Source organism: Rhizobium sp. CNPSo 3670, from assembly GCF_057784555.1.
This window is the reverse complement of record NZ_JBXSOL010000004.1, coordinates 84,515-105,577: the sequence shown is the minus strand read 5'-3', so window position 1 is coordinate 105,577 and position 21,063 is coordinate 84,515. Positions and strand designations below refer to the sequence as shown.

At 60.3% G+C, this 21,063-nt stretch carries 20 protein-coding genes and 2 pseudogenes; 12 read left to right on the top strand and 10 right to left on the bottom strand.

The window, feature by feature from the left end; all coding sequences use genetic code 11:
* Positions 1-78 precede the first annotated feature (78 nt).
* The 7 genes from sufB to sufA all read left to right on the top strand — a co-directional run bounded on the left by sufB (position 79) and on the right by sufA (position 6,478).
* On the top strand, positions 79-1,548 hold the full coding sequence (sufB, locus tag AC13QO_RS05255; RefSeq protein WP_064802824.1) for a Fe-S cluster assembly protein SufB: 1,470 nt from the start codon (positions 79-81) through the stop codon (positions 1,546-1,548).
* A gap of 60 nt (positions 1,549-1,608) precedes the next feature.
* On the top strand, positions 1,609-1,950 hold the full coding sequence (locus AC13QO_RS05250) for a GIY-YIG nuclease family protein (RefSeq protein ID WP_488540069.1): 342 nt from the start codon (positions 1,609-1,611) through the stop codon (positions 1,948-1,950).
* Between the two features lie 317 nt (positions 1,951-2,267).
* Positions 2,268-3,026 carry a Fe-S cluster assembly ATPase SufC gene (gene sufC, locus AC13QO_RS05245; protein WP_064691723.1) on the top strand — a complete coding sequence of 253 codons (759 nt, stop codon included), beginning with the start codon at positions 2,268-2,270 and terminating at the stop codon, positions 3,024-3,026.
* 24 nt (positions 3,027-3,050) lie between these two features.
* Positions 3,051-4,325, top strand: coding sequence for a Fe-S cluster assembly protein SufD (gene sufD / locus AC13QO_RS05240; protein ID WP_488540068.1), 1,275 nt, complete (start codon positions 3,051-3,053; stop codon positions 4,323-4,325).
* A 13-nt stretch (positions 4,326-4,338) separates the two neighbouring features.
* The gene (locus tag AC13QO_RS05235; protein WP_488540067.1) at positions 4,339-5,580 is read left to right on the top strand and encodes a cysteine desulfurase; all 1,242 of its coding nucleotides are present in this window, start codon (positions 4,339-4,341) and stop codon (positions 5,578-5,580) included.
* Positions 5,581-5,592: 12 nt separating this feature from the next.
* Positions 5,593-5,973, top strand: a complete 381-nt coding sequence (locus AC13QO_RS05230; protein ID WP_064705069.1) for an SUF system Fe-S cluster assembly protein — start codon at positions 5,593-5,595, stop codon at positions 5,971-5,973.
* 112 nt (positions 5,974-6,085) lie between these two features.
* On the top strand, positions 6,086-6,478 hold the full coding sequence (gene sufA / locus AC13QO_RS05225; protein WP_285193743.1) for a Fe-S cluster assembly scaffold SufA: 393 nt from the start codon (positions 6,086-6,088) through the stop codon (positions 6,476-6,478).
* 58 nt (positions 6,479-6,536) lie between these two features.
* Here the strand turns inward: sufA and AC13QO_RS05220 are convergent, their stop codons facing one another.
* The 5 genes from AC13QO_RS05220 to AC13QO_RS05200 form a co-directional block, all read right to left on the bottom strand.
* Entirely contained in the window at positions 6,537-6,842 is a 306-nt protein-coding gene (locus AC13QO_RS05220; RefSeq protein ID WP_488540066.1) for a flagellar basal body rod C-terminal domain-containing protein, read from the bottom strand.
* A 193-nt stretch (positions 6,843-7,035) separates the two neighbouring features.
* Positions 7,036-7,827, bottom strand: coding sequence for an amino acid ABC transporter ATP-binding protein (locus AC13QO_RS05215; protein WP_488540065.1), 792 nt, complete (start codon positions 7,825-7,827; stop codon positions 7,036-7,038).
* Positions 7,824-8,492: an amino acid ABC transporter permease gene (locus AC13QO_RS05210; RefSeq protein WP_488540064.1), complete on the bottom strand. Its 669-nt coding sequence runs from the start codon at positions 8,490-8,492 to the stop codon at positions 7,824-7,826. Before AC13QO_RS05210 ends, AC13QO_RS05215 begins: the two co-directional genes overlap by 4 nt.
* Positions 8,489-9,130 (bottom strand): amino acid ABC transporter permease, encoded by a 642-nt coding sequence (locus AC13QO_RS05205; protein WP_097599286.1) that lies wholly within the window; start codon positions 9,128-9,130, stop codon positions 8,489-8,491. Before AC13QO_RS05205 ends, AC13QO_RS05210 begins: the two co-directional genes overlap by 4 nt.
* A 96-nt stretch (positions 9,131-9,226) precedes the next feature.
* On the bottom strand, positions 9,227-10,054 hold the full coding sequence (locus AC13QO_RS05200; RefSeq protein ID WP_488540063.1) for a transporter substrate-binding domain-containing protein: 828 nt from the start codon (positions 10,052-10,054) through the stop codon (positions 9,227-9,229).
* A 226-nt stretch (positions 10,055-10,280) separates the two neighbouring features.
* Between AC13QO_RS05200 and hutC the strand changes: the two genes are divergently transcribed.
* The 4 genes and pseudogenes from hutC (at position 10,281) to AC13QO_RS05180 (ending at position 13,950) form a co-directional block, all read left to right on the top strand.
* Positions 10,281-10,988, top strand: a complete 708-nt coding sequence (gene hutC / locus AC13QO_RS05195; protein WP_488540062.1) for a histidine utilization transcriptional repressor HutC — start codon at positions 10,281-10,283, stop codon at positions 10,986-10,988.
* Between the two features lie 29 nt (positions 10,989-11,017).
* Positions 11,018-12,010, top strand: a complete 993-nt coding sequence (locus tag AC13QO_RS05190; RefSeq protein WP_488540061.1) for a LysR family transcriptional regulator — start codon at positions 11,018-11,020, stop codon at positions 12,008-12,010.
* A 49-nt stretch (positions 12,011-12,059) separates the two neighbouring features.
* On the top strand, positions 12,060-13,415 hold the full coding sequence (locus tag AC13QO_RS05185) for an LLM class flavin-dependent oxidoreductase (RefSeq protein WP_488540060.1): 1,356 nt from the start codon (positions 12,060-12,062) through the stop codon (positions 13,413-13,415).
* A pseudogene (locus AC13QO_RS05180) lies at positions 13,412-13,950 on the top strand (flavin reductase family protein). Before AC13QO_RS05185 ends, AC13QO_RS05180 begins: the two are co-directional and overlap by 4 nt.
* Here AC13QO_RS05180 and AC13QO_RS05175 read toward each other — a convergent pair.
* Positions 13,927-15,090, bottom strand: coding sequence for an aminotransferase (locus AC13QO_RS05175; RefSeq protein ID WP_488540059.1), 1,164 nt, complete (start codon positions 15,088-15,090; stop codon positions 13,927-13,929). The pseudogene AC13QO_RS05180 and the gene AC13QO_RS05175 sit on opposite strands and share 24 nt — an antisense overlap.
* 95 nt (positions 15,091-15,185) lie before the next feature.
* On the opposite strand from AC13QO_RS05175, the pseudogene AC13QO_RS05170 reads away from it, so the two are divergent.
* Positions 15,186-15,347, top strand: a pseudogene (locus AC13QO_RS05170) (agmatinase); the annotation flags it as partial.
* 73 nt (positions 15,348-15,420) lie between these two features.
* Here the strand turns inward: AC13QO_RS05170 and AC13QO_RS05165 are convergent.
* The 4 genes from AC13QO_RS05165 to gcvT all read right to left on the bottom strand — a co-directional run bounded on the left by AC13QO_RS05165 (position 15,421) and on the right by gcvT (position 21,063).
* Entirely contained in the window at positions 15,421-16,461 is a 1,041-nt protein-coding gene (locus AC13QO_RS05165) for a glycoside hydrolase family 25 protein (protein WP_183700347.1), read from the bottom strand.
* A gap of 211 nt (positions 16,462-16,672) precedes the next feature.
* Positions 16,673-19,537, bottom strand: coding sequence for an aminomethyl-transferring glycine dehydrogenase (gene gcvP / locus AC13QO_RS05160; protein ID WP_488540058.1), 2,865 nt, complete (start codon positions 19,535-19,537; stop codon positions 16,673-16,675).
* A complete protein-coding gene (gene gcvH / locus AC13QO_RS05155) occupies positions 19,537-19,899 on the bottom strand; it encodes a glycine cleavage system protein GcvH (protein ID WP_488540057.1) in 363 nt (120 codons plus the stop codon). Before gcvH ends, gcvP begins: the two co-directional genes overlap by 1 nt.
* Before the next feature lie 27 nt (positions 19,900-19,926).
* Positions 19,927-21,063: a glycine cleavage system aminomethyltransferase GcvT gene (gene gcvT, locus AC13QO_RS05150; RefSeq protein WP_488540056.1), complete on the bottom strand. Its 1,137-nt coding sequence runs from the start codon at positions 21,061-21,063 to the stop codon at positions 19,927-19,929.

Sequence of the window (21,063 nt, the reverse complement as noted above, 5' to 3'; positions counted from 1 at the left end):
AAGAATTTGCCGGGGCAAGTCAATTGCCCATACGCTACAAGCTGCCGGACCTTGTATCCGGCGAGATTGGAGAACGAAATGGCTGCCGTGCAGGAAACGATCGACCAGGTCCGCCTGATCGATGTGGACCAGTACAAATACGGTTTCGAGACCGTCATCGAAATGGATAAGGCGCCGAAGGGCCTGTCCGAGGATATCATCCGCTTCATTTCGGCCAAGAAGCAGGAGCCGGAGTGGATGCTGGAATGGCGTCTCGAGGCCTATCGGCGGTGGCTGACGCTGGAAGAACCGACCTGGGCGCGCGTCAACTATCCGAAGATCGATTTCAACGACATCCACTATTACGCCGCGCCGAAGAGCGCGCCAGGTCCGAAGTCGCTCGACGAGGTCGATCCGGAGCTCTTGAAGGTCTATGAGAAGCTTGGCATCCCGCTGCGCGAGCAGGAGATCCTGGCCGGGGTCGAGAAGCCGAAGATCGCCGTCGACGCCGTTTTCGACAGCGTCTCGGTCGTCACCACCTTCAAGGCGGAGCTGAAGAAGGCCGGCGTGATCTTCATGTCGATCTCCGAAGCCATTCGCGAGCATCCCGATCTGGTTCGCAAATATCTCGGCTCCGTGGTGCCGACCTCGGACAACTATTACGCGACGCTGAATTCGGCTGTTTTCACCGACGGCTCCTTCGTTTTCGTGCCGAAGGGCGTTCGCTGCCCGATGGAGCTTTCCACTTATTTCCGCATCAACGAGAAGGGCACCGGCCAGTTCGAGCGCACGCTGATCATCGCGGAAGAGGGCGCTTACGTCTCCTATCTCGAAGGCTGCACGGCGCCGCAGCGCGATGAAAACCAGCTGCATGCGGCCGTGGTCGAGCTCGTGGCTCTCGACGATGCCGAGATCAAATATTCCACCGTCCAGAACTGGTATCCGGGCGACAAGGAAGGCAAGGGCGGCATCTACAACTTCGTCACCAAGCGCGGCGATTGCCGCGGTCACCGATCGAAAATCTCCTGGACGCAGGTCGAAACCGGCTCGGCGATCACCTGGAAGTACCCGTCCTGCATCCTGCGCGGCGACGACAGCCGCGGTGAATTCTACTCGATCGCCGTCTCCAACGGCCATCAGCAGATCGACAGCGGCACCAAGATGATCCATCTCGGCAAGAACACGTCGAGCCGAATCGTCTCCAAGGGCATCGCCGCCGGCGTTTCCAACAACACCTATCGCGGCCAGGTCTCGGCTCACCGCAAGGCGTCGAACGCGCGCAATTTCACCCAGTGCGATTCGCTGCTGATCGGTGACAAGTGCGGCGCTCACACCGTGCCTTATATCGAGGCGAAGAACTCGACGGCGCAGTTCGAGCACGAAGCGACGACCTCGAAGATTTCCGAGGACCAGCTGTTCTACTGCCTGCAGCGCGGCATCCCCACCGAAGCGGCGATCGCGCTGATCGTCAACGGCTTCGTCAAGGAAGTCCTGCAGGAACTGCCGATGGAATTCGCGGTCGAGGCGCAGAAGCTGATCAGCATTTCGCTTGAAGGGAGTGTTGGCTAAGCGGTTTTCCGTCATCCTCGGGCTTGTCCCGAGGATCTAAGCACAACTGCGGAGGATCAGGTGAGCGGGTTTGTCTACATGATGTCCGACAAACCAAGAGGTGTAATCTATGCCGGCGTCACCAGCGATCTGCAAGGGCGCGTATGGGAACACCGCAACAAAATCCATAAGGGTTTTACGGAGAAATACAGAGCGAAAAACCTCGTCTGGTTTGAAAGCCACCCGAACATTGTGCTGGCGATCCAGCGAGAGAAATCTCTAAAACGCTACCTGCGTGAATGGAAAATCAAGCTCGTCGAGGAGCTCAACCCGACCTGGATGGACCTTTACGAGCGCATCGACGAAATCGAGAATGTCTATCGGCCGCATGAGAATACGCGGCAGTGGAGCGATTACAATTGAAGGCTTAGATCCTCGGGACAAGCCCGAGGATGACGATCGAGACCGGTGAAAACGGTCAATTGGGCGGCCCTTGAAGCCGCTCTATGAATAGGAAGAATGGTATGCTTGAAATCCGAAGCCTGCACACCCTTAGTGACGTCATCCTCGGGCTTGTCCCGAGGATCTACGCACGTAAGCGGAAAGTCTCGTCGGAGCAGTAGAGCGATTACAATTGAAGGCTTAGATCCTCGGGACAAGCCCGAGGATGACGGATCGAGGCCGGTGCGAACGGTCAATCAGGCGGCACTTGAACCCGCTTTATGAACAGGAAGAACGAAATGCTTGAAATCAAGAACCTTCATGCCCGTATCGCCGAAGATGGCACCGAGATCATCCGTGGCCTGAACCTCACGGTGAAGGCCGGCGAGGTGGCGGCGATCATGGGGCCGAACGGCTCCGGCAAGTCGACACTCTCCTACGTGCTGTCGGGCCGCGAAGACTATGAGGTGACCGAGGGCGACATCCTATATAACGGCGAGAGCATTCTCGAGCTCGATCCGTCCGAACGCGCCGCCAAGGGCATCTTCCTCGCCTTCCAGTATCCGGTCGAAATCCCCGGTGTCGCCACCATGCAGTTCCTGAAGGTGGCGATGAACGAACAGCGCAAAGCGCGTGGCGAGGACGAGCTGACGACGCCGGATTTCATGCGCCGTGTCAAGGAAGCAGCGGCCAAGCTGCAGATCAATACCGAAATGCTGAAGCGGCCGCTCAATGTCGGTTTCTCCGGCGGCGAGAAGAAGCGGGCCGAAATTCTGCAGATGGCGCTGCTGGAGCCGAAGCTCTGCGTGCTCGACGAAACCGATTCCGGCCTCGACATCGACGCGCTGAAGATCGTTGCAGACGGCGTCAACGCGCTGCGTTCGCCCGACCGCGCCGTCGTCGTCATCACCCACTACCAGCGCCTGCTCGACTATATCGTGCCTGACACCGTCCACGTCCTTTACAAGGGCCAGGTGGTCAAGTCCGGCGACAAGACCCTGGCGCATGAGCTGGAAGCCAATGGTTACGCCGACATCATCGGCGCAGCAGCGGCCTGAGTTCGGGTGGAAAGGACAACGTCCATGAACATGCAGACGACGAGCCGTCTCACCGCGGCCGAAACGGCGCTGATCGAGGCCTTCAACCATCAGATCGGTGACCTGCCCGGCAATGGTGCAGTGACGGCGCTGCGTGACCGGCTTATCGACGATCTCAAGAAAGCCGGCTTGCCGACGCGCCGAATCGAAGCCTGGCACTATACCGACCTCAAGAATCTGCTGCGCGCCGTACCGGCGCAAGTGGGTGATGCCGGCTCCAACGCACTCGAGCCGGTCGTTGCCGGTTCCTCGGTGCTGGCGGTCATCCAAGGCCATGCCAATCAGAAGGCTACCATCGATGGACTTGGGCTTTCGGCCTATTCCGAACGGCTGATCGACGGTTCGGCTGTCGAAAGGCTCGATGCATTGGGCAGCGACGATGCGGTCGGCCGGATCAATGGCAGCTTCGTGCGCGACGGCTATGTCGTCGATGTGCCCGATGAAAGCGAGCTTGAAAATCCGCTGGAAATCCAGTTCATCCATGCCGGCGGGCAGACGCATACGCGTCTCCCGGTTTCCTTCGGCGCCGGCGTCAAGGGAACGGTCATCGAGCGTCACCGTGCGGTGACGGGCGATGCGGCCTTCGTGTCCCACGTCAGTGACATCGCGGTTGGCGAGGGCACGGAGTTGACCTGGATCATCCTGCAGCAGCAGGGCGTCGACGACACGCATCTCGGCCAGATCCGCGTCGATCTCGGTGCCGATGCCAAACTTCGCCTGTTCGTCATCAATGCCGGCGGCAAGCTGGTGCGCCAGGAACTGAATATCAAGGTGACGGGCGAGGGCGCCGATCTGACGCTGCGCGGCATCAACCTGCTTGGCGCCGAGAGCCATACCGATGTGACGATGGTGCTCGGCCACGATGTGCCACATACCGGTTCGACCGAAGTGATCCGCAACGTGGTCTTCGACCGCGCCAAGGGCGTCTTCCAGGGCATGATCCGGGTTGCGCCCGATGCGCAGAAGACCGATGCAAAGATGGCCTGTAACACGCTGCTGATGTCCGACGACGCCGAGTTTTCGGTCAAGCCCGAACTCGAAATCTTCGCCGACGACGTTCAGTGCGGTCACGGCGCGACGGTGACCGATATCGACGCCAACCACCTCTATTACCTGATGGCGCGCGGCATTCCGGAGAACAAGGCGCGGGCGATGCTCGTCAACGCCTTCGTCGCCGAGATCGTCGAGGAACTGGAAGACGAGGCCCTAGTCGAAGCGCTGGAAGGCGTGATCTCGGCCTGGCTCGAAAAGCACGCCTGATCGGATAAATGCCATGGACAAGATAGTTCCGGCCACTGAGTACGACGTCGAAGTCATCCGCCGGGATTTTCCGATCCTGGCGGAGAAGGTGCACGGCAAGCCGCTGGTCTATCTCGACAACGGCGCGTCGGCGCAGAAGCCGCAGGCGGTGATCGACGCCATCTCGCATGCTTACGCCCACGAATATGCGAATGTGCATCGCGGGCTGCATTACCTGTCCAATGCCGCGACGGATGCCTATGAGGCAGCCCGCGAGAAGGTCCGCCGCTTCCTCAACGCGCCTGATGTCAACGACATCGTCTTCACCAAGAATTCGACCGAAGCGATCAATACTGTCGCCTATGGCTGGGGCATGCCTAAGATCGGCGAAGGCGACGAGATCGTCCTGACGATCATGGAGCACCATTCCAATATCGTGCCCTGGCACTTCATCCGCGAGCGCCAGGGCGCCAAGCTGGTCTGGGTGCCGGTCGATGACGAAGGCGCCTTCCATATCGAGGATTTCGAGAAGAGCCTGACGGAGCGGACCAAGCTTGTCGCCATTACCCATATGTCGAATGCGCTCGGCACGATTGTTCCGGTCAAGGAGGTCTGCCGCATTGCCCATGAACGCGGCATCCCGGTGCTGATCGACGGCAGCCAGGGCGCCGTGCACCTGCCGGTCGACGTGCAGGATATCGACTGCGACTGGTATGTCATGACAGGCCACAAGCTCTACGGCCCGTCGGGAATCGGCATTCTCTACGGCAAGAAGGAGCGGCTCTCGCAGATGCGCCCCTTCCAGGGCGGCGGCGAGATGATCTTCGAAGTCGCCGAGGACTCGGTCACGTACAACGATCCGCCACATCGCTTCGAAGCCGGCACGCCGCCGATCGTGCAGGCGATCGGGCTCGGTTACGCCCTCGACTATATGGAGAAGGTCGGCCGCAAGGCAATCGCCCGGCATGAGGCCGATCTCGCAGCTTACGCGACCGAGCGCCTCCGGTCGGTCAATTCGCTGCGGATGTTCGGGACAGCAGCCGGCAAGGGGAGCATTTTTTCCTTCGAACTGGCAGGCATTCACGCCCATGACGTCTCGATGGTAATCGACCGGCAGGGCATTGCCGTGCGGGCCGGCACCCATTGTGCCATGCCGCTCTTGAAACGCTTCGGCGTCACCTCCACATGCCGTGCATCGTTCGGCATGTACAATACCCGCGCCGAGGTCGATGCCCTGGCCGATGCGCTTGACTATGCGCGCAAGTTCTTTGCCTGAGGAGTGTCCGTGATGAGCCTGGACGAAAGCGAACAGAAGATCGATGTGCGCGAAGGCATCGTGCATTCCAGCATCCCGGCCGATGAACTGGCGCGGCTCAGCGATGACGTCATCGCCGCGCTGAAGACCGTCTACGACCCGGAAATCCCCGCCGACATCTTCGAACTCGGCCTGGTCTACAAGATCGACATCGAGGACGACCGGATGGTGAAGATCATGATGACGCTGACCGCCCCCGGCTGCCCGGTCGCCGGCGAGATGCCGGGCTGGGTGGAGAATGCCGTCGGCGCCGTCGAAGGTGTGTCGGGCGTCGAGGTCGAAATGACCTTCGATCCGCCATGGACGCCGGACCGCATGTCCGAGGAGGCGCAGGTCGCCGTCGGCTGGTACTGAGCTGCGCTAGTACGCAGTACGGCGCGCGGTATTGATCCGTTTACCTCGGGCGACTACATTTGATTCACGAAGCACCGGATCTTGACCCCGGTTGTGGAAGGAGATGAAGCCGATGGGCTTTGCTGTGATGACCATGACGGACGGGGCTGCCGCCCGCGTCAAGGCGATTGTCGAGAATTCCGGGCCGGAGGCCAAGGGTGTCCGCGTGGGCATCAAGAAGGGCGGCTGCGCCGGGATGGAATATACGATTGACCTGGTGACCGAGCCGAATGCCAAGGACGATCTGATCGAGCGCGACGGCGCCAAGGTCTGGATCGAACCCTCGGCCGTGCTTTACCTGCTCGGCACCGAAATGGGCTTCGAACAGACGACGCTGCGCTCCGGCTTCACCTTCACCAATCCCAACCAGACATCGGCCTGCGGCTGCGGTGAATCCGTCGAGCTGAAACCTGCCGATCTCGCGGCCCTTGCCGCACAGCGTCAGAGTGAGCCGGCGCATTCCTGAAATTCACTCAGACTGACGGAATTTCAGCGCCAGCCAATTGTCTACAGTATCGGCGTGCTCAGTCGCGCTTGATGCTCATCAGCATTTCCCACATGTCGGCGCCGGTCTCGAAGACAGCGGCGTTCGCCTTGTAGTTCTGCTCGGCTTCGATCAGGTCCGTGAGTTCCGTGGCAGGATCGACATCGGATGCTGTCGGGCTGACGATGGCCTGAACGCCGCCTGATCTGACAGAGGTGAGGCTGGTGTTCAGCCTGCCATAGTCCGATGTGCTGCTGTTTGCGACGTTGTTGGCAATCGCGCCGATCCGTGTCGTCTGTGCTTGCATTCCCGAGAGAGCAGTGTTTGCGATACCCGATATGCTCATCAGCCGTTTCCCCGGAACTGGATAGTCGTCTTTTACTCGCAAGGCTTTAGGGAATGCTGAAGGCGCTGCGTTAGCAAAAGATCTATCGGCGCGTGGTCATGCCATCAGATTTGCTCCGAAACGGCACGGCGCCATACGCGTGATCGACACTTGCGTGAGACTTTGCCCGCTCCCGGATACGGAAAGAGCAGCATCACAGCAGCATCGAGGCTCCGCGATCTATGTAGGTATCAAGAAACTGTTCGAGGCGGGGATTTCGCGGTCGCTTGAAAACTTCCTGCGGCGGACCGGTGAACAGCACCTTGCCGTGATCGAGAAAGATGATCTGCTGGCCGACCGTTGCGGCAAATCCGATCTCGTGGGAAACGACGACCATTGTCATGCCTTCGGCGGCGAGGTCGCGCATGACGTTCAGCACCTCGCCGGTCAGTTCGGGATCGAGTGATGAGGTTGGTTCGTCAAAGAGCATGATCTTCGGGTTGAGAGCCAGGGCCCGCGCGATAGCAACACGCTGCTGCTGTCCTCCCGAGAGCTGTGACGGATAGTGGTTTGCCCGACCCTCGAGACCGACCTTTGCGAGGTGAGCCATTGCCCGTTCCTCTGCCTCCTTGCGGTTCTTTTTGTGAACCGTCTTCAGCGCCTCGCTGACGTTGCCGAGCGCCGTCATGTGTGGCCAGAGATTGAACTGCTGAAAAACCATGCCGATCTGGGCGCGAATCCGGCAATTGGTGGGAGCCGGCAGCCGCTCCCTTACGCCATTCGCATTTTCCGCAAAGCCGAGCACCTCGCCATTGACGGCAATGGTCCCCTTTGTCGATTCTTCCAGAAACGCCATGCAGCGCAGCAGCGTGCTCTTGCCTGATCCCGACGGACCGATCACGCAGGAAACCTGTCCCTGGGCAATATCAAGATCGATACCGTTCAGCACGGTGGAATCGCCAAACGTCTTGACAAGATTTTTGACTGCAATCGCGGGAACGCTCATATGTGGAAAAACCTGAATCTTGTGAGTTTCGTTTCGGCGAGACGGCCAAGCCAACCGGTGATTTCGACCAGCCCCCAGTAGAAGAGGGCGAGGACGAAAAGCGCTTCGACGAAAGCATATTGCTGCGATCCGATGGCGCTCAGTGTTGCCGTCAGTTCCGGCACGGTGATGATCGACAACACGGCCGTCTCCTTCATGAGGATGATCGTCATGTTGAGCGAAGGTGGCAGCACCAGCATGGTCATCTCAGGCAGTAATATGCGCCTGACGATCTGCGTGTGTGTCAGGCCAACGCATAGACCCGCTTCGATATGCCCCTTCGGGACGGCGGCAAAGCCCGAGCGGAATATCTCGCTGAAATAGGCCGCGCCGTAGATGGACAGGCCGACGACGCCTGCCGGGATCGGATCGAGCGACAATCCGACGAAGGGGCCGCCATAGTAGACGAGGAATATCTGAATGAGGAAGGGCGTGCCGCGCAGCACTGCGATGGCAATGCCGAACGCCCTGTCCAAGAGCACCCCGCCAAAACGCCGCGCGACAGCGACAAGGAAACCCAGAACGGCAGCGGCAAGAGCGGCGACGATCCAGATGACGATTGTCACGAAGGCACCGCTGGCGATCTCCGGCAAATGGCTGAAAATCACATTGATATCGAACGTCATCGCGGCACTCCCGGGAGGGAGCGTTCGATCAGGCCGCCGGCAAGCGCTACGATCCAATTGATGGCGAGGTAGATCAGACCGGCGGAAGCGAAGATTTCGAGCGGCAGAAAGGTGCTGCCGGCAAGGTCCTGGGCCATGCGCGTCAGCTCGACGATCCCGACAACTGAGACCAGCGAAGAAGCCTTCAAAATAAGGATCGCTTCGTTGACGAGCGCCGGAAAGGTCAGCCGCAGAGCGATCGGCGCCTTGATCCGGCGGAAGATCTGCATGGGCGTGAGGCCGACCATCTCGGCAGACTCGACAAGGCCCGACGGAACGCTGGCAAACCCGCCGCGTAGATTTTCAGCCTGATAGGCAGCCGTGCACAGCGAAAGGCCAACGATCGCCGCAACGATACTCGGCACGTTGATGCCGATCACCGGCAGAAGGTTATAGATCAGCAACAGCTGCACCAGCAGCGGCACGCCGCGAAAGAAGCTGATGAAAATCTTCCCCGGCAACACGAAAAGCCTTTGCCGCGAAAGGAGCATGGCGGAAACAATGATCGCGATCGCAAAGCCGATCAGAATCGAAACTACGCTGATCGTAACGGTGTAGATCGAAGCTTGCAGAAGAAGCTCGAAAAGTTTGGTGGACATGGGCGGTGCTTGCCTGCGTGCTGCGGCCGTGACGTCTGTTCCACGGCAAATTGCGCCCCGACCGATGGCGGGGCGCGGGCATTTCACCGGCAATGATCAGAATGCCGGATCTTTGACAGCGTCAGGCGTGTCGAAAGACGCACCGAACCACTTCTTTTGCAGCTCCGCCATACGCCCGTCTGCCTTTATCTTGAGCATCGCGGCATCGATCGCGTCCATCAGCGGGGCGTGATCGGCGTCCTTGAGACCGATGAAGCCGAAATAGGACTTCTTTCCGAAAGGCGGCAGGACGACTTCGAAAGTGCCCTTTCGCTGGCTGGCGACAAAGGCGATGTTCGGGAGCGAATTGGCAACGCCGGCAATACGGCCGGCTGCGAGATCGGCGTAGGTCTCAGTGAAGGCAGGATATTCGCGTACATCGACTTTGGTCGGCAGCGTGTCGGAGAATTCCTTCAGCTGGTCGAGCTGGGCAGTTGCCTTGCCGACACCAATCGTCTTGCCGGCAATGTCTTCCGGCTTGCTGATCGTCGTGTCGCCGGCCTTCTTGAGGATGGCAATCGTCGCTTCGGCGATCGGCGGCGTGAAGCGATAGCGCTCCATGCGCTTCTTAGTGATCGTTGCTGGACCTGCGACGACATCGAACTTGCCGGCCTCAAGCGCGGGGAAGACGCCGTCCCACGGAAGTGCCACCCACTCGATCTTCACGCCAAGTTCCTTGCCGATCTCGGCAAAAAGGTCGACGTTCAGGCCCGTATGTTCACCAGCATCGATATAGTCGAACGGTGCGAAAGCCGTTTCTGTGCCAACCTTGAGCGTGCCGGCTGCCTTGACGGCCGCCAGCGTATCGGCTGCGTGGGAGTAAACGGCTGCTCCTAATAGGAACGCAGCGCCAACCAGACCCTTCAGCAGTGAATTTGCCTTCATGATCATCTCTCCAGTTTTATTCCCCCGGCGGAGGAGTTTTGTTCCCGATCTTGATTTCAATGCGCGGATTTTTATGCTCCGCTTTTGACTATACAAATAGATATAGGCTGGCCTAGAGTGTCAATGTGAAAGTCGAGGAACGCAAAATTTGTGCCGGGTGGCGATCTTTGCCGATGTGACGCGACCGCTCCGGCACTTTGATCGTGGCGCCGAACGAGGTGTGGACTTGTTGTCGACTTATCAGCGTATTTTCAGAGATATCGAGGCGAAGATCATCAGCGGCGATTGGCGGCCTGGCGACCGTATTCCCGTAGAGCATGAACTGGTGGCGGAATATCAATGCTCGCGCATGACTGTCAGCAAGGCACTGTCGGCTCTGGTCGAGCGCGGCATGATCGTCAGAAGGCGCAAGACCGGTTCGTTTGTTGCATCGCCCCAGATCGACCGCACGGTAATGGATATTCAGGATATCAGCACCGAAGCGGAACTGGCCGGGCACGAACACCGCTTCGAGCTTCTCACACGTAAAGTCGAACGCCTTGGAGAAACGGACGCACAACAGCTGTCGGAAGCCCCCGATGCGGAGATACTTAGGCTTCAATGCCTACATATGGTGGACGGCAAACCCTATGCCATCGAACGGCGGATCATCATGCTCGACGCCGTCCCCCGTGCGCGTGACGAGAGCTTCGCCTCGATCCCGCCCGGCAAATGGCTGCTTGCAGAAGTTCCCTGGTCCAAGGCCAAACACGTCATCCGCGCCGTCTCGGCCGATCCGGCGACGGCGCGAATGCTGGAGACAGTAAGAGGCCAGGCGTGCCTTAGCCTAATCCGGCAGACCTGGCAGAACGGCCGGACGGTGACATATGTCGAGATTACCCATCCAGGCGACCGGTTCCAGTTCGCAGGGACGTTTCATCCGATGGCAAATTGAGTTGGCGCACCCGACGGGAGGTTCTGCAAGTGATCGATGAGCGCTTCAAGACGATCCCGCTCAAGGGTCTGCAAGCCTTCGAGGCGGTGGGGCGTTGCGGCGGCGTGACGGCTGCGGCACTGGAGCTCAAGGTCTCGCCGGGGGCAATCAGCCAGCAAATTCACAAGATCGAAAGTTTTCTTGGAGTTTCGCTACTGGAGCGGAGCGGGCGAACCGTTGAGCTGACCGCCTGGGGCCGGCTTTATCATCAGGAGATTTCGAAGGGATTTGAGCAATTTGCATTCGCTCAGCAGTTGTTGGAAAGGGCACGCAACGAAACGCCGCTGGTCCTTAGCGCGCTTTCTTCCGTCGTCAACAGATGGATCGGCAGGCGAATCTTCGACTGGCAGGCGCTTCACCCCGATGTTCAAGTGAGAATTATTGGACGGGACAAGGAGCCCAGGATCGGTTTCGACGATGTCGATTTCCGCGTAAGCTACGGGTCGGACGTCCTGCAGCACGACCATTATACGGAACTGTTTCGCGATTGGGTCGTGCCTGTCTGCTCGCCGTCGCTGATGCAGGATCGCGCGCACGCGGCCCGGCATCTCTTCGAGCAGCCGCTTCTGCATGTCGAGTGGGAAAGGCACTTCACGCCTTACCCAAGCTGGGCGGAGTTTGCGGCCAAGGCCGGTATACCGTTCGACGCGTCGACGCTAGGCCTCTCCTTTACCCTGTCGAGCAGCGCGATCGATGCAGCCGTCAACAAGCGCGGCGTCGTCCTCGCGCAGATGTCGATGATATCAGATGAGCTCGAGGCGCAGACGCTCGTCATTCCTGTCGACATGCGGATGCCGCTGCGCGAAAGCTACTTTCTCGCCTGGGACCGAGCGGCACTGCAAAAGCCGCGCGGCCGCGAATTCCGCGACTGGCTCGTCGCCATTTCCCGCCAGCAGGCTTGGTGTCAGCCCCCAAGTGAACGTTTTAGAAAATCTAAAACGGACCTTAGCGCCGCGATGTTGATGAAAATTTACGCCTGGTGATAATTTGCGTGGCCACCTTCAATCGGCGGCATGCATAAGGGAGAGCTCGATGGCGCGAACTGACAAGATGAAACTTGGGACCTTCGTCTACACTTTCGGCTTTCATCCGGCCTCATGGCTGCATCCGGCCAGCGATGTCGGCGGCGCCAATGACTTCGCCCATCTGCTCGATGTCGCCAAACGATCCGAGGCGGCCAAGTTCGATTTCATGTTCATGGCGGATTCTCCGGCTGCCGCCGTCGGTGATCCTAATGCGCTTGCCCGTATTCCGACCAAGATGAATCGCTTCGAACCCCTCTCACTGCTATCAGCATTGGCGGTCACGACCAGCAATCTCGGTCTCGTTGCGACGGTGTCGACAAGTTATTACGAGCCATACAATGTCGCCCGCCTGTTCGCCTCGATCGACCACCTGAGCAACGGGCGCGTCTGCTGGAACGTCGTCACCTCCGACCATGACGAAACCGGCTACAACTTCAATCGCGAGGGACTTGATCCGCACGCGCTACGCTATGAGCGCGGCAACGAATTCGTCGATGTCGTTTTCGGCCTTTGGGACAGCTTCGAGGAAGGTGCTCTGCTTCTCGACCGCGAAAACGGTGTCTATTATGACAAGGACAAGCACCACACGCTCAATCATAAAGGCAAGCATTTCCAGGTCCGCGGACCCCTTAACATTGCGCGAACGCCCCAGGGCCGTCCCGTCATCGCCCAGGCCGGCGGTTCGGAACCCGGAATGGACATGGCGGCGCGCACTGCCGAGATCGTTTTCAGCCTCGCGTCGAATATCGAGCGGAACAGGGCCTTCTACGAAAACGTCAAAAGCCGCATGCCGGCCTATGGGCGCAATGCCGACGACCTGAAGATCATGCCGGGCATCGTTCTCAACGTCGGTGAAACGGAAGCCGAGGCAAAGGCGAAGGTCGATTATTTGATCGACAAGATGCATCCTGATGTCGGCCGGTTGATGCTTTCCGAATTCCTGGAAGCGGACTTGCGCGACGTGCCGCTCGATAAGCCCTTCCCCATGGATCGACTTCCGGCGGCGCCGAAGGGTTCACGCGCCTTGTTCGACGAATTGGTCGGTTTCGTCAGGAGCGGCCACACCGTCGGCGAGCTCATCCGGCACTATGCCGAGAAGCATACCGGAAATGGCATTACAGGCACGCCCACCCAGATCGCCGACTTTATGGAGGAATGGTTCGAGACGCGGGCCGCCGATGGCTTTATCCTGATGTTCCCGACCCTGCCGTCCAGCCTCGACGATTTCGTGAGGTTCGTCCTGCCCGAGCTTCGCCGCCGCGGTCTGTTCCGCGAGGAATATGAGGGAAGGACCCTGCGCGAAAACCTCGGTCTTTCAATGCCGGCAAATCGTTTTGCCGAAACGCGGACGCCGGCCCGATGAGTGCCGCGGCTTTGATCAGCGAAGCAGATTTCAAGCTTTCGATGCGTAATCTGGCGGGTGCAGTCAGCGTGGTCATGGTCGGCGACGGAAAAAACCACACCGGCTTCACCGCAACGTCGGTCTCTTCATTTTCGGCGGAGGTGCCCTCGGTCATCGTCAGTGTCAACCGCGCATCTTCCTCGTGGCCGGTGTTGCAGCGGTACGGCTGTTTCTGTGTCAACGTGCTCGCGGCCGACCAGCAGCAGGTGGCGCAATCCTTTGCAGGTTTCGACGGACGCAAGGGCATCGAAGGCTTCGGAAATGCCGGATGGTATCGCCTCAGGACTGGCGCGCCCGTTCTCGAAAACGCTCTTACCGTGCTGGACTGCAGGCTCGAAACGGCATTCCACCATCATTCCCATGCGATTCTGATCGGACATATTTGCGCCATCCAAGTCCGACAAGGCATAGGGCCGCTCATCTATTGGCGCGGCGGCTATCGTGAACTCCGGCGGAGGTCGATTGCCGCGTTCTAGCGGAGCCGCTCCGACAATAGCCCTATCGAGGCAACATCCGCATTGGCAAAGGCAAGTCTGAGGTAATGCTCTTGTCTCTCGCCGAAATAGGCGCCCGGCAAACAGACGATGCCCGATTCCCTGGCGAGTCTTTCGGCGACCTCTGAAGATGATCGATCGGCGAAAGGGTGGCGTACGAAGGCGAAATAGGCGCCGATCGCTCCTATTTCCCAATCATGCAAGCTGGAAAAGACCAGCTTTAACGCATCCGCCCGGCGCGCGATTTCCAGCCGGTTGCCGGCCCGCCAATCGGCAAGCGCGGGGATAGCCGATGCAACGGCAATCTGAGCCGAGCGCGGTGCGCAGATCTGCATATTGTCCATCACCTTGGCGATCTCGGCGACGAGCTTGGGTCCTGCCGTGATGGCACCCAGCCTGTGGCCGGGGATGCAAAAGGATTTCGAAAAACTGTAAAGAAGGACGACCGTGTCCTCCCAACCCGGCTCAGACAGGAGTGAGTGCGGCCGGCCGCAATCCTCGCCCAGGAAATCGCGATAGGTTTCATCAAGGATCAGCCAGGTGCCATACTTCCGGCAAAGAACAAAAAGCTCGTGCAGCAGGCTTGGCGGATATACCGCTCCGGTGGGATTGTTGGGTGAGACGACCGCCAGCACCTTGGCGCCGGCCGCAAGTGCTGCTTCGGTCGAACTCGGATTAGGCAGAAAACCGCTGCCAGGATCGCACTCAACCAATCGACGTCCGATCCCCAGCATCGACAGCGTCGTATCGTGATTGAAATAGAAGGGATTGGTGAGAGCCACCGTATCGCCCGCGCCAGCAAGGGCGATCGCCGCGCACATGAACGCCTGATTGCAGCCGGCGGTGATGTGGATATTCCCTTCGGAAAGGTCGGCGCCGTAAAGCGCGGCGAGATGTGCTGCATAGGCCTTGCGTAACAGGGGCTCGCCTTCGATCGGACCGTAGCCTGTCATCGCCTGCTGTCCGGCCGCCTCGGCAAGCAGGCGAAGCATCTCCGGATGGGCGGGATAGCCGGGTACGGCTTGCGATAGATCGATGAGCGGCCCCTTGTTTCCTTTATATTCGCGGCTCCAGGCGATGACGGAAGGAATGGGCGGGGCCGAGAGTCGGGAAACACGTAAATTGGGTTTTGCAGCGATCATGTCGATTTCTCTTTGATGGCAATTGCTACAACGATACCAATTACCTTCTCAACCCCTTTGTCGGCTGACGGAACCGAAGCGGAGACATAATGCGCATGGTGTGGGACAAAAACCGACTCGAACAGTTGCGCGCAGATTTCGCGGACGCCAATGGTGGTGAGATATTCGATGAGAAGTTTCGGAAAGTGGCGGAGAAGATCATCTCCAAGAACGGCACGAGACTGAATCGCAGATTGCCTGGTGGGGGTTCGCCATCGCAATGCCTTGAGGTGCTTGGCACAGTTATAGGTTGTGACGAAGGCAAGGACATGGGCTTTCAGGCTTTCGAGATTAACGCGACGCTACCCAGTCGTGCCAATCGCTTTCGCTGCCGTTGAACACATTGAGGTCGATCTTGCCGTCGACGCCGTCGGAGAGGCCGGAGCCGGAATACTGCCAGAACACCCACTTGCGGCCGGGATAGACCTTGGAGGGGTGAGCGGCTACCGAGCGCAGCCAGAAGGGATAGTCAAGCATCTGGCCCTTCAGATTGTCGCGATAGAAGTCCGGCGCCGTGTAGATGATCGGGCGCTGGCCGTAATGCCGCTCGAGCTTGTCCATGAAGACCTGCATCTTTTCTCGGACCCGAGCCGGGGAGATGCGGCGCTTGCAGCTCGACTCACCGTTCCACTCGACATCGATGACGGGCGGGAGCGCGTTGGCTTCCTTCGGAACGTTGCGGATGAACCAGTCGGCCTGTTCGCCGGCTGTCCGGCACCAGTAGAAGAAGTGATAGGCGCCATGTTTCAGCCCGGCTTCCTTGGCGCGGCGCCAATTCTTCTTGAACATCGGGTCGAGGTGATCGCCGCCGTCCGTCGCCTTGATGTAGACGAAGTTGGCGCCCTGCTGGCGCAAAGTCTCCCAGTCGATCTCGCCCTGCCAGCGCGACACGTCGACGCCATGCACGGCAAGCTTTCTCGGCGAAGTTCTGCCGAAGTTGATCGGTTTGGCATCGCGGAAGCGGTGGCTATAGATTCGCGAGCGTTTGGGGGATTTCGGGCCGGCGTCAGGATCGACATCCGGGGCATCGGGCATCAGCATCGCGACAGGCCTTTCCGTCGGCATCGGCATGCCGACCGGCCTGTCGGCTGGCGCGAGCGCTTGCGGCTCCGGAACGGGCCCTGTCCAGCTCAGCGCCTGCTGCGGGGGGCTTGCCTGTGGCGCAGGGTCGCCGACAGCAGCAGCCGGTATCGGGCCGTTCGGCTTGCTGATGGCATTGGTGGTTTCCACCGACGGCACAGGGGTGAGCACATCTTCGGCGCCGGAGCTTGCGGCGCATCCCGACAGGATCAGGGTGGCGAGGAGAATTGCTGGCACAGCCGATGGACGCATGAGAACCCGCACGCAAAACAGAGGTCGGCGGCAACATCCATCACAGGTGGAAACCGCCCATTTCGAATTGCTAACAGAGACTTGCTAAGAAAGGTTAAATTTGAACCCTGTGCCTCGCAGGGCTGTGTCAGGGATGGCACGAGCGGTGCATGGAAGGCCGAAGTGTCGGCAGCCCCTCCCGAATTCGTCGGGAAGGGCTTACCAAGTCATGTCATTCCGCCGCTTCGGCGTAGCTTTCCACCGGCGGGCAGGTGCAGATGAGGTTGCGGTCGCCATAGACGTTGTCGACGCGGTTGACAGGCGACCAGTATTTGTCGACGCGGAAGGCGCCGGGTGGGAAGCAGGCCTGCTCCCGGCTGTAGGGGCGATCCCATTCGCCAACGAGGTCTTCGACGGTGTGCGGCGCGTTTTTCAGCGGGTTATTGGCCTTGTCCATGCGTCCTTCCTCGATGGCGCGGGCTTCCTCGCGGATCGCCAGCATCGCCTCGCAGAAGCGGTCGAGCTCGGCCTTGGTCTCGCTTTCCGTCGGCTCGATCATCAGCGTGCCTGATACCGGCCAGCTCATGGTCGGTGCGTGGAAGCCGCAGTCGATCAGGCGCTTGGCGACGTCGTCGACGGTCACGCCTGCGCTGTCGACCAGTGGACGCGTGTCGATGATGCATTCATGCGCGACGCGCCCGGTCTTCGACTTATAGAGCACGTCATAAGCGCCCTTCAGCCGGGTGGCGATGTAGTTGGCGTTGAGGATCGCCACCTTGGTCGCCTGGGTCAGGCCTTCGCCGCCCATCATCAGGCAGTAGCTCCAGGAGATCGGCAGGATCGAGGCCGAGCCGAAGGCCGCCGCCGATACGGCACCCGGCCGCCCATCGGTTTCCGGATGACCCGGGAGGTAGGGCGCCAGGTGCGCCTTGACGCCGATCGGGCCCATGCCGGGGCCGCCGCCGCCATGCGGGATGCAGAAGGTCTTGTGCAGGTTGAGGTGCGACACGTCCGAGCCGATGTCGCCGGGGCGGGACAGGCCGACCATGGCGTTCATGTTGGCGCCGTCGAGATAGACCTGGCCACCATGCTGATGCACGAGATCGCAGATTTCCTTGACCGTCTCCTCGAACACGCCGTGCGTCGAGGGATAGGTGATCATGCAGCAGGAGAGGTTTGCTGCGTGCTCTTCAGCCTTGGCGCGGAAGTCGTCCATGTCGATGTCGCCGTTCTCACGGACCTTGACGACGACAACCTTCATGCCGACCATCTGGGCGGAAGCGGGGTTGGTGCCGTGTGCCGATGTCGGAATCAGGCAGACGTCGCGATGACCGTCGCCATTGGCGATATGATAGTTGCGGATCGTCAGCAGGCCGGCATATTCGCCTTGCGCGCCGGAATTCGGCTGCATCGAGAAGGCATCGTAGCCGGTGACGGCGCAGAGCTTTCCCGTGAGGTCATCCAGCATCTCGCGATAGCCGAGCGCCTGGTCCGATGGCACGAAGGGATGGATATCTGAAAATTCCGGCCAGGTGATCGGCAGCATTTCCGCCGTCGCATTGAGCTTCATCGTGCAGGAGCCGAGCGGGATCATCGCGCGGTCGAGTGCGAGGTCACGGTCGGAGAGCCGGCGGATGTACCGCGTCATCTCGCTTTCAGCCCGGTTCATGTGGAAGATCGGGTGGGTGAGATAATCGCTGGTCCTGAGGAGGTCTTTCGGCAGGCGATAGGAAGGCTCGAAATCCGCGACGGCGAAATTGCCGCCGAAGGCGCGCCATACCGCTTCGAGTGTCGCGGGCCGCGTGCGCTCGTCGAGGCTCATGCCGATCTTCGTTTCGCCGACCTTGCGCAGATTGACGCCTTCGGCGACGGCAGCGCGCAGGATCAGGCCCTGCATATGGCCGACATCGACAGTGATCGTATCGAAGAATCTTTCCGGCTCGACCTTGTAGCCGAGTTTCTCCAGGCCCTTGGCCATCAGCACGGCCTTCTGGTGCACCTGCTGGGCGATCGCCTTGATGCCCTTCGGGCCGTGGAAGACCGCATACATCGAGGCCATGACAGCAAGCAGCACCTGGGCGGTGCAGATGTTGGAAGTCGCTTTCTCCCGGCGGATGTGCTGTTCGCGGGTCTGCAGCGACAGTCGATAGGCGCGATTGCCGCGAGCATCGACGGAAACGCCGACGAGGCGGCCAGGCATGGAGCGTTTGATGGCGTCCTTGACCGCCATATAGGCGGCGTGCGGACCGCCGTAGCCGACCGGAACGCCAAAACGCTGGGAAGAGCCGACGGCTATATCGGCGCCCATCTCGCCCGGCGATTTCAGCAGCGTCAGCGCGAGAATATCGGCGGCAACGATTGCGATGGCGCCAGCCTGGTGCAGGCGCGCAATCAGGCCGGTGAAGTCATGCAGGTGACCGTGCGTGCCGGGATATTGGAAGATCGCGCCAAAGACGTCGACGGGATCGAGATCGGTGAAGGGATTGCCGACGATGACCTGCCAGCCAAGCGGCTCGGCACGGGTGCGAATGAGGGCGATGGTCTGCGGATGGCAATCGGCATCGACGAAGAAGGCTTTCGACTTCGACTTCGAAACGCGCTCGGCCATCGCCATGCCTTCGGCGGCGGCGGTCGCCTCGTCAAGCAGCGAGGCGTTGGCGACGTCGAGGCCGGTCAAGTCGCAGATCATCGTCTGATAGTTGAGCAGCGCTTCGAGACGGCCTTGGCTGATCTCAGGCTGATAGGGCGTATAGGCCGTGTACCAGGCGGGGTTTTCCAGAATGTTGCGCTGAATGACCGGCGGCGTGATCGTGCCGTAGTAGCCCTGGCCGATCAACGAGACCAGCACCTTGTTCTTGTTTGCCGTCTCGCGCAGTTTGTCGAGCGCTTCGCGCTCGGTCATCGGCGCGCCCCAGACGAGCGGCGCCTTCTGACGGATGGCGGGCGGCAGCGTCGCGTCGATTAGGCTGTCGAGGCTGTTATAGCCGATCACCTTCAGCATCTCGGTCATCTCGGTCGGCGAGGGGCCGATGTGACGGCGATTGGCGAAATCGTAGGGCTGATAATCGGTGAACTGGAATTCGGTCGGCGTCGTCATTACGCGGTGAGCTCCTTGTAGGCGGCCTCATCGAGCAGACCATCGGCATCGGCGGGGTTCTTGAGCTTCAGCTTAAAGAACCAGCCGGCGCCTTGAGGGTCGGAGTTGATGAGCGAGGGGTCGGTGACGATCGCCTCGTTGACCGCGGTGATCTCGCCATCGAGCGGACAATAGACCTCGGAGGCCGCCTTGACGGATTCAACGGTTGCGGCGTCGTCGTTCTTGGCGAAGCTCTTGCCCACTTCAGGCAGTTCGACGAAGACAAGATCGCCCAACTGTTCGACGGCATAGGTGGTGATGCCGACGGTTGCGACATCGCCGTCAAGTTCGAGCCATTCATGTTCAGCGGTAAATTTCAGCATGGAAATATCCTCTCGGGAAACAGGGGTTCAGCGTTTGTAAGTCGGCGTGACGAAGGGCAGGGCGGAGACGGTGACGGGCAGGAACTTGCCACGCACCTCGGCGTAGACCTGGGTGCCTACCGCCGCATGGGAGATCGGCAGATAACCCATGGCGACGGGACCTTCGACGCTGGGGCCGAAGCCGCCCGATGTGACTTCGCCGATTTCAGTCTTGCCTTCGGCATCGGCGTAAAGCTTGGCATGGCCGCGCACCGGCGCCTTGCCTTCCGGCTTGAGGCCGACACGGCGGCGGGCGGCGCCGTTTTCGAGTTCGGAGAGGATGCGGCCGGAGCCCGGAAAGCCGCCGGCGCGTGCGCCGCCGGTGCGGCGTGCTTTCTGCATCGCCCATTCGAGCGCTGCCTCGACCGGCGAGGTGGTGGTGTCGATATCGTTGCCGTAAAGGCAGAGGCCGGCTTCCAGACGCAGGGAGTCACGGGCGCCGAGGCCGATCGCCTGGACGTCCGGATGTTCGAGCAACCGCATAGCGACATCTTCGGCCTTGTCGGCCGGGACGGAAATTTCGAAGCCGTCCTCGCCACTATAGCCGGAGCGCGAAACCAGGCAGGAAACGTCGTGCAGCCGGCAGTGGCGCAGATCCATGAATTTCATCGCCGCGACGTCGGCCCAGAGCTCGGCGAGAACTTCGACCGCGCGCGGTCCCTGCAGCGCGATCAGGGCGCGGTTCAGAAGCGTGATGTCGCACTGGTCGCCGATGTGGGTCTGCAGATGGGCCAGATCGGCCTCCTTGCAGGCGGCGTTGACGACGACGAAAAGGTGGTCGTCGACATGGGTGATCATCAGATCGTCGAGGATGCCGCCGGTGTCGTCGGTAAAGAAGCCGTAACGCTGGCGGCCGGCCGGGAGCCCGAGAATATCGACCGGCACCAGGCTTTCCAGCGCCAGCGCCGCATCCTCATAGCTGCCCGACTTCGCCTTCACGATGACCTGGCCCATGTGGGAGACATCGAAGAGGCCAGCCTCGGCGCGGGTATGAAGATGTTCCTTCATGACGCCCGCCGGATATTGCACTGGCATGTCGTAACCAGCAAACGGCACCATGCGGGCGCCGAGCGAAAGATGCAGGGCATGCAGCGGGGTTTTCTTGAGGGCAGCAGTATCGTCCAA

Bases quoted from the DNA above. Each gene is read 5' to 3' on its own strand.
- sufB (WP_064802824.1), top strand. From the start codon at position 79: ATGGCTGCCGTGCAGGAAACGATCGACCAGGTCCGCCTGATCGATGTG.
- sufC (WP_064691723.1), top strand. From the start codon at position 2,268: ATGCTTGAAATCAAGAACCTTCATGCCCGTATCGCCGAAGATGGCACC.
- sufD (WP_488540068.1), top strand. From the start codon at position 3,051: ATGAACATGCAGACGACGAGCCGTCTCACCGCGGCCGAAACGGCGCTG.
- AC13QO_RS05235 (WP_488540067.1), top strand. From the start codon at position 4,339: ATGGACAAGATAGTTCCGGCCACTGAGTACGACGTCGAAGTCATCCGC.
- AC13QO_RS05230 (WP_064705069.1), top strand. From the start codon at position 5,593: ATGAGCCTGGACGAAAGCGAACAGAAGATCGATGTGCGCGAAGGCATC.
- sufA (WP_285193743.1), top strand. From the start codon at position 6,086: ATGGGCTTTGCTGTGATGACCATGACGGACGGGGCTGCCGCCCGCGTC.
- AC13QO_RS05220 (WP_488540066.1), bottom strand. From the start codon at position 6,842: ATGAGCATATCGGGTATCGCAAACACTGCTCTCTCGGGAATGCAAGCA.
- AC13QO_RS05215 (WP_488540065.1), bottom strand. From the start codon at position 7,827: ATGAGCGTTCCCGCGATTGCAGTCAAAAATCTTGTCAAGACGTTTGGC.
- AC13QO_RS05210 (WP_488540064.1), bottom strand. From the start codon at position 8,492: ATGACGTTCGATATCAATGTGATTTTCAGCCATTTGCCGGAGATCGCC.
- AC13QO_RS05205 (WP_097599286.1), bottom strand. From the start codon at position 9,130: ATGTCCACCAAACTTTTCGAGCTTCTTCTGCAAGCTTCGATCTACACC.
- AC13QO_RS05200 (WP_488540063.1), bottom strand. From the start codon at position 10,054: ATGAAGGCAAATTCACTGCTGAAGGGTCTGGTTGGCGCTGCGTTCCTA.
- AC13QO_RS05185 (WP_488540060.1), top strand. From the start codon at position 12,060: ATGGCGCGAACTGACAAGATGAAACTTGGGACCTTCGTCTACACTTTC.
- AC13QO_RS05175 (WP_488540059.1), bottom strand. From the start codon at position 15,090: ATGATCGCTGCAAAACCCAATTTACGTGTTTCCCGACTCTCGGCCCCG.
- AC13QO_RS05165 (WP_183700347.1), bottom strand. From the start codon at position 16,461: ATGCGTCCATCGGCTGTGCCAGCAATTCTCCTCGCCACCCTGATCCTG.
- gcvP (WP_488540058.1), bottom strand. From the start codon at position 19,537: ATGACGACGCCGACCGAATTCCAGTTCACCGATTATCAGCCCTACGAT.
- gcvH (WP_488540057.1), bottom strand. From the start codon at position 19,899: ATGCTGAAATTTACCGCTGAACATGAATGGCTCGAACTTGACGGCGAT.